The sequence below is a fragment of the Accumulibacter sp. genome (assembly GCF_032229525.1).
Classification (GTDB): domain Bacteria; phylum Pseudomonadota; class Gammaproteobacteria; order Burkholderiales; family Rhodocyclaceae; genus Accumulibacter.
Genome location: NZ_JAVTWB010000073.1, coordinates 1 through 2,790, shown reverse-complemented (window position 1 = coordinate 2,790; position 2,790 = coordinate 1). Strand labels below are relative to the sequence as shown.

Sequence of the window (2,790 nt, the reverse complement as noted above, 5' to 3'; positions counted from 1 at the left end):
GCACGCGACCTTGTTCAAGGTGCAAGCCAGTGAGCCGCTGCTGGAAACGGATCTCGCCGCCGAGCCGCTCGATCTCGCGCCGCATCTGCTCGACCATGGCGACCAAGCGGAAGGTGCCGATGTGCGGCTTGCTGACGTAAAGGATCTCCTCCGGCGCACCGGCCTTGACGAACTCCTGCAGCACCTTGCGGCCGTGGTGCTGTGGATCCTTGATCTGGCTGTACAGCTTGCCATCGGAAAAGGTGCCCGCCCCGCCTTCGCCGAACTGCACGTTCGATTCCGGGTCGAGCACTTTCTTGCGCCACAGGCCCCAGGTGTCCTGCGTTCGCTCGCGCACCGCCTTGCCGCGCTCGAGGACGATCGGCCGAAAGCCGGACTGCGCCAGAATCAGCGCGGCAAAGATACCGGCCGGGCCGAAGCCGACGACGATCGGCCGCGACGCCAATTGTGACGGCGCCTGCCCGACGAAGTGGTAGCGCATGTCCGGCGTCGGCTGCACGCGCTGGTCGTTGGCGAATTTCTCGAGCAGCAGCGCTTCATCAGGCACTGCCACGTCGACGCCGTAGCTGAACATCAGTGCGCTCGCCTTGCGCGCGTCCTGGCTGCGCCGGAAGACGTGGACTTCGCCGAGATCGGCCAGGGCAATACCCAGCCGAGCAGCCACCGCGGCAGGCAGGTCTTCCGGCGTGTGGTCGATGGGCAAACGGATTTCGCTGATGCGTAACATGATTGCTTCGGTTCTCCGGAAAAGCCCGTGACGGCGCTCAGGCCTGCTGCCCGTAGCTGCCGAACTTGGCCCGCACCACAGCCATCTCGGCGGCGTCGAGCAGTACCGGCTCACCAAGCTGGCAGGCGCGCCAGTACTGTTCGCAGAGCGTCTCGAGTTCGACGCCCAGGTCGAGCGCCTGCTCCAGATCGTCGCCGAACACCAGCATGCCGTGATTGGCCAGCAGGCAGGCCCGGCGATCGGCCATCGCCTGCAGCACGGCGTCCGACAGAGTCTGCGTGCCGAAGGTGGCGTAGCCGGCGCAGCGCAGACTGTCGCCGCCAAAGCGGGCGATCATGTAGTGAAAAGGGGGGATATCGCGGCGCAGGCAGGCCAGACTGGTGGCGAAGGGCGAGTGCGCGTGCACGATGGCCCCGGCCTCCGGGCGAGCGACGTAGAGATCGCGGTGGAAGCGCCATTCGGACGACGGTTTGCGACACCCCTCGGATGTTCCGTCGAGGGCCATGAAGACGATGTCTTTGGCCTGCAGGGCATCGTAGGCCATGCCGGTGGGAGTGATCAGAAAGCCCTCCCGACCGTCGCCGGCACGCACGCTGAGGTTGCCGGCAGTGCCGCGGTTGAGGCCGACGACGGTCATGCGGCGTGCGGTCATGATCAGCTGCTGGCGAAGATCAGCCATGTTCTTCTTCCTCCGGGTACAGCGCCAACAGCCCCGCACGGCTCGCCGGGCACGATCCGCGCTCGCTGATCAGCGCGCCGACCAGAGCGGCCGTGGTGACGTCGAAAGCCGGGTTGGCAACAGCTTCATCGGCGGACAACTGGCGCAGAATCGCCGGAGCACCTGCCGCATCGCAACCCTGTACGACGCGCAACTCGTCGGCGGCACGCTCCTCGATCGGGATCGACGCACCGTCCGGACAGGCGAAGTCGATCGTCGACCGCGGCGCGGCGACGTAGAACGGCACCGCGGCCTCACGCGCCGCCAGGGCTTTGAGGTAGGTGCCGATCTTGTTGGCGACATCGCCGTTGGCGGCGATGCGGTCGGCGCCGACGATCACCGCGTCGATTCCGCCACGCGCCAGCAGCAAGCCGGCAGCGTTGTCGGCGATGACGGTATGCGGCACGCCGTGCTGCGCCAGTTCCCAGGCGGTCAGCAGACCCTGATTGCGCGGCCGCGTTTCGGAAACCCAGACATGCACGTCGATCCCCTCGTCGAACGCGGCGTAGACGGGAGCCAGCGCCGTACCGTGGTCGACGGTGGCCAACCAACCGGCATTGCAGTGGGTCATCAGCTCGAGCCGGCCGCTCGTCCCGATGCTGGAACGAAGCCGTTGCAGTCCGTGCTGGCCGATCAAGCGACACTGCTCGACGTCCTCGTCGGCGATTCGGGCGGCTTCCAGCCACGCCGCATCGGCACGCGCCGACAGTGGCAGCGGCGCCAGGAAGGTGTGCATGCGCGCGAGGGCCCAGCGCAGGTTGACGGCCGTCGGTCGCGTCGCCGCCAGCGTCTCGGCCGCGGCCAGCAGCGCCGCGTCGTCCGCCCGTTGCGCCATCGCCAGGGCCACGCCGTAAGCCGCGGTGACGCCGATCAGCGGCGCGCCGCGGACCTGCATGCTGCGGATCGCGTGCGCCGTGTCTTCCAGGCTACCCAGCCGCAGCACACGATATTGGTGCGGCAGCGCGGTCTGGTCGATGATGTCCACCGCACAGCCGTCCGCCGCCGGCCAGATCGTTCGCATGGGCATGCCGTTTACGTTCATGCCCGGCATTCTACCAGTGGCCTGCCAGCCTACCGGTCAAGCGCCGACACACCCGGGCCAAAAAGCGCGAGCGAAGTTTAATGACACGCCAAAGCTGCCGGTCCGGGCAACTCCTCACGGTGCTGTTGAATTTCCCTGACTGCAGCGGGTCCCATCGACAGGCAGCCGCACCTACTGTACTGTCGTCGTGCCAGTTGCCGTACTCATGGCGAGGGGCTTGGCGCAAGCGAATTGCCGACGGCGCGTGGCGGCCCGGTGACACCACATGCACCCGGAGGCTGATCATGGAAACTCGACCACTAC

The 2,790-nt window shown here is 67.1% G+C and carries 3 protein-coding genes; all 3 read right to left on the bottom strand.

The window, feature by feature from the left end; genetic code table 11:
• Positions 1–727: NAD(P)/FAD-dependent oxidoreductase (locus tag RUW20_RS04575; RefSeq protein WP_409559304.1), on the bottom strand; the 727-nt coding region annotated here is incomplete at its 3' end.
• A gap of 37 nt (positions 728–764) precedes the next feature.
• Entirely contained in the window at positions 765–1,406 is a 642-nt protein-coding gene (locus RUW20_RS04570; protein WP_313951015.1) for a class II aldolase/adducin family protein, read from the bottom strand.
• A complete protein-coding gene (gene mtnA, locus RUW20_RS04565) occupies positions 1,399–2,487 on the bottom strand; it encodes an S-methyl-5-thioribose-1-phosphate isomerase (protein ID WP_313951014.1) in 1,089 nt (362 codons plus the stop codon). The genes RUW20_RS04570 and mtnA overlap by 8 nt, the downstream gene beginning before the upstream one ends.
• Positions 2,488–2,790: the final 303 nt, after the last annotated feature.